Source organism: Paraburkholderia sp., assembly GCF_034668105.1.
GTDB lineage: Bacteria > Pseudomonadota > Gammaproteobacteria > Burkholderiales > Burkholderiaceae > Paraburkholderia.
The window spans coordinates 1-3904 of the sequence record NZ_JAXDPY010000237.1; the positions used below are offsets into that span (position 1 = coordinate 1).

At 64.6% G+C, this 3904-nt stretch carries 3 protein-coding genes and 1 pseudogene; 1 reads left to right on the forward strand and 3 read right to left on the reverse strand.

What is annotated here, in order from left to right; genetic code table 11:
* A pseudogene (locus QOC89_RS11060) lies at nucleotides 1–513 on the forward strand (oxidoreductase); the annotation flags it as partial.
* A 92-nt stretch (nucleotides 514–605) separates the two neighbouring features.
* Here the strand turns inward: QOC89_RS11060 and QOC89_RS11065 are convergent.
* From QOC89_RS11065 to QOC89_RS11075, 3 genes are read right to left on the reverse strand one after another with little or no spacing between them, the layout of a single operon-like run.
* Complete coding sequence (locus tag QOC89_RS11065) at nucleotides 606–1682, reverse strand: PDR/VanB family oxidoreductase (protein ID WP_323045050.1); 1077 nt, start codon at nucleotides 1680–1682, stop codon at nucleotides 606–608.
* A 54-nt stretch (nucleotides 1683–1736) separates the two neighbouring features.
* The gene (locus QOC89_RS11070) at nucleotides 1737–2969 is read right to left on the reverse strand and encodes a Gfo/Idh/MocA family oxidoreductase (RefSeq protein WP_323045051.1); all 1233 of its coding nucleotides are present in this window, start codon (nucleotides 2967–2969) and stop codon (nucleotides 1737–1739) included.
* Nucleotides 2966–3541, reverse strand: coding sequence for a MarR family winged helix-turn-helix transcriptional regulator (locus tag QOC89_RS11075; protein WP_323045052.1), 576 nt, complete (start codon nucleotides 3539–3541; stop codon nucleotides 2966–2968). The genes QOC89_RS11070 and QOC89_RS11075 overlap by 4 nt, the downstream gene beginning before the upstream one ends.
* Between the last annotated feature and the right edge of the window lie 363 nt (nucleotides 3542–3904).

The window sequence follows — 3904 nt, forward strand, 5'->3', positions numbered from 1 at the left end:
CCGAACGGGCAGGGCAGCGCCGTGCTGTTCGACACGCTCGAATCCGGCGCGCGGATCGACATCGACGGACCGTACGGCATGGCTTACCTCAGGCGCGATGTGCCGCGCGACATACTCTGCGTGGCAGGCGGCTCGGGCCTCGCGCCGATGATCTCGATTGCGCGTGGCGTGGCTGCGGATCCTTCACTCGCGAATCGCAAACTGCACTTCCTGTACGGCGGCAGAACGGCGCGCGATGTATGCGGCCGCGACATGCTCGCGCAACTGCCTGGCTTCGATGAGCGCCTGCATTTCGAGGCCGCGATCTCCGACGACACACGGGAACACGCCTGCGAACCGTGGACCGGCCACGTGGGCTACGTTCACGACCTCGCCGACTCGTTGTTTGGCGATCGTCTGCGCGACATGGAAATCTATTTCGCCGGGCCGCCCGCGATGGGCATGGCGATCCAGCGCACACTGCTGGCGCGCAAAGTGCCGTTCGAACAGGTTCACTTCGACCAGTTCTATTGAGCGTTACGGCCCGGCCCAACCCAACCTGAGCGATGGCAACTCACCGTGACCTGGCCGGCGCGCGGCCGCATGGCGCGCACCGTCGGTCGACTTCAGATATCCAGCACGATCTCGTCGGAGCGCGCGCGCGACACGCAGATCATGATCGCGCTGTCGTATTCGTCTTCGTCGAGCACGAAGTCCCGGTGTTCGACCTCTCCGGCAATCAGCCGCGTGTGGCACGAACCGCAGGTCCCCGCTTCACACGAACTCGGCGTATCGATGCCGTGGGCACGCAGCGCGTCGAGAATCGTTTGCCCCGGCTGCACGTTGACACAGCCGCCGCTGCGCGCGAGCCTGACGGTGAACGGTTTTTCGCCCGAAGGTTCGCCGTTTGTGCCGTTTGTGCCGTTTGTGCCGGCAAATTCACTGGTGCCGAAATCTTCAAAGTGCACAGCGGACGAAGGCCAGTGCGAAGCCGCCGCGCGCACCGCCTGCATCAGCGGCCGCGGTCCGCAGCAATAGAGATGCGTATTGCCTTCGCGTGCCGCGAGAAACGGTGCGAGCGCCACCGAGCGCTCGCGCTCGCCGTAGTCGTGATGCACGGTGACATGCGCGGCACGTTCGGGCGTGGCCAGCTCATCGAGAAACGCCGTGGATTCCGGCGTGCGCGTGCAATACAACAGGTGGTAATCGGCATGGCGTGCGTCGAGTTCGGCGATCATCGCGCGCAACGGCGTAATGCCGATGCCACCCGCGATCAGCAGATAACGCGACGCGTTGTCCGTCAACGGGAAGTAGTTTTCCGGCGGCGCCACCTCGAGCCGCGTGCCGACCCGCACGTCGCGCACCATGCTGGCCGAGCCGCCGCGGCCGCTTGCATCGAGCTTGACCGCGATCACATAGCGGTCGCGTTCAGCCGGCGCATTGCACAGCGAATAGCGGCGCTCGCTGCCGGCCGGCGTGCGGACCAGCACATGCGCGCCCGGCGAGAAGACGGGCAGCGCGGCGCGATCCGGCGCCTGCAACTCGAACAGAACAATGTCTTCGGCGATTTCGGTTCTCGCCGTGACATCGAGCGACAAGCGGTTCGCCGCGTCGTGGCGAGCGGGTTCTACCGGCACGGGTGCGCAAGCGCCGTTAGTCGCACGCTCAGCGCCGAAGAAAGGTTGCATCAAGGTAGCGGTCATCTTCAATCGGACAGTCGTTACTGCCGCCTTTGGGAAAATCCGGCACGTTTGCGGTCATACGCTGAGACTTCTGTTCAGCGGAACCTGGTGTTTGAGTTCGACATCGCAGCCGCTTGCCGACGACGCAATCGCCGCCTCGCAGACTTCGAGATTGGCGAGGCCCCAGGCGCCGTCGTGCAGCGCCGCGCGGCGTCCGCTGATCGCGTCGTGGAACTCGGCCATCACGCGCGAGCGCGGCGAGCCGCCTGCAGGCAAGGGCAGATCGGCACGGCCGCTATCGGTGTAGACGATCAGCCCCTGCGGCGACTGGCGAATTTCGCCGCGCTCACAACTGACGATCGTGAGACCGAAGAACGGTTGCCAGGGGGCGTCGCCCGGAATCGCGTGTTTCGCGCGAGCCTGCTTGGCGAGCAGTTCTTCTGCGGGCGTGCGGATCTGTTTGGCTGCGGTGCCAGTGCCGATGCTGCGATCGGCGGCGGCGCGCCCCGCGCTGCGGAAGCCCCACTCGCCGACGCCTTCGCACAGTTCGATGCTGGAGAAACGGCCGTAGCCGTTGTAGATCGCGGTGGCCGCGGCGCCGTCCGCGAAATCGATGAACACCGTATGCGCGCCGATGGCGCTGCGCTGCGGATCCCAGTCGAAGGTTTTCGCGCGCACGCTGCGCGCGGCGCCGCCACACAGCAGCCGGATGATGTCGAATTGATGCGATCCCTGCCGCAGCGTGACGCCGCCGCCCTGGCGCGCGTCCAGTTCGTCGGCGCGCCGCGGCCGGTACAACCAGTCGGTGAAGCACCAGGTGTTGACCATTTGCACGCGGCCCAGCTCGCCTGCGTCGATCAGCTCGCGCATCGCGTGAATCGGCAGATCGTAGCTGTGCGAATGACCGACGAGCAGCACGACCCTGGCGCTTTCGGCGGCGGCGACCATGGCTTGCGCGTCGGCAAGATTGGCGGCCATCGGCTTTTCGACGAGCACGTGTTTGCCGGCTGCACACGCGAGCAACACGTGCTCGCGATGCAGCGTGGTCGGCGACGCGACGTAGATCGCGTCGACCTCGGCATGGTCGAGCAGCGCGTCGAGCGTGTCATACGCAGCGAAGCCGAATTCGTCGACGGCCGCGCGTCGCACCGCTTGCGCGGGATCCACGATGGCCGTCAGTTCGAAGCCGGGATGCGCGGCCATGGCGGGCACGAACGCACGGCCGGCCGTGCCGAAGCCTACGATCCCGATACGGATCGGCCGCTTCACGTCAGCGTCAGCGTCAGCGTCGGTGCCCGGGATCTTCATGGTGCGTCGCTCGCGGCGTCGTCACCGACGCCCAGGCCGCTTTCGCCATTCAACGATTCGGCATTCGCGCGGTTCGCAAAGAACGGATCGCCCGCGAGGTTTTCCATCATCGCGAGCAAGGTACGGCGCGTAGCGGCAATGTCCTCGGCCGAGATGCCCGACAGTGCGATGCGATTCACCTCCACGGCGGCGGGCACCAGCAGCGCGCGCAAGCTCGTGCCTTTAGGTGTCAGAAAGATGCGCACCTGCTTGCGGTTATCGGGCAGTTTCTGGCGCGTCACATATCCGAGTGCTTCCATGGTCTTCAGCGCGGAAAACGTGGTGGGCTCGGCCACCCCGGCCTGCTCGCTCAGCTGGCGTTGTGTGAGTCCGTCGGTTTGCCAGAGGATGCGCAGAAACGTCCAATGCCCGTATTGCACCGCGTGTTCGCGCAGCCGTGCCTGGAGCGAACGTGAGAAGCCGCGCGTGGTGTCCTTGACGAGGTGCGCCATCCGTTCTTCGGGCAGCGCTTCGCGCCAATGCTGGAGGGTGCCCGGCAGTGGGTCGCGTGCGGATTTTTCACTCTTGCTCATGCATTCACCTTTGTCGTGGCATGTGTATGACCATGCGTTTTTTAAATTAGCCAACTAAGTTTGGGTTGTCAACAACGTCCCGGCCTTCGAGCATGCCGGAGCCGCGAGGCGGCTCGTGAAACACCCGCATTTTAAGCCGTAAAACCTTTTGCCAGTGGACTTTGCAAGGAATCGTCGAAGCCCGTTCCGGGCCGCATCAGTGTTTTCCATGATTTAAACTTAGATGACTAAGTATAAGATGATCTGGAAAGCGGACGTGTCAACCGGCGGGCTTCATCGCGGATCGGGACCGGACAGGCGCGCCGTCGAACCATCAACCGACGTCATTGAAAACCTGGGGACGCGAAAACCATGCTGACGGCT

Bases quoted from the DNA above. Each gene is read 5' to 3' on its own strand.
- QOC89_RS11065 (WP_323045050.1), bottom strand. From the start codon at position 1,682: ATGACCGCTACCTTGATGCAACCTTTCTTCGGCGCTGAGCGTGCGACT.
- QOC89_RS11070 (WP_323045051.1), bottom strand. From the start codon at position 2,969: ATGAAGATCCCGGGCACCGACGCTGACGCTGACGCTGACGTGAAGCGG.
- QOC89_RS11075 (WP_323045052.1), bottom strand. From the start codon at position 3,541: ATGAGCAAGAGTGAAAAATCCGCACGCGACCCACTGCCGGGCACCCTC.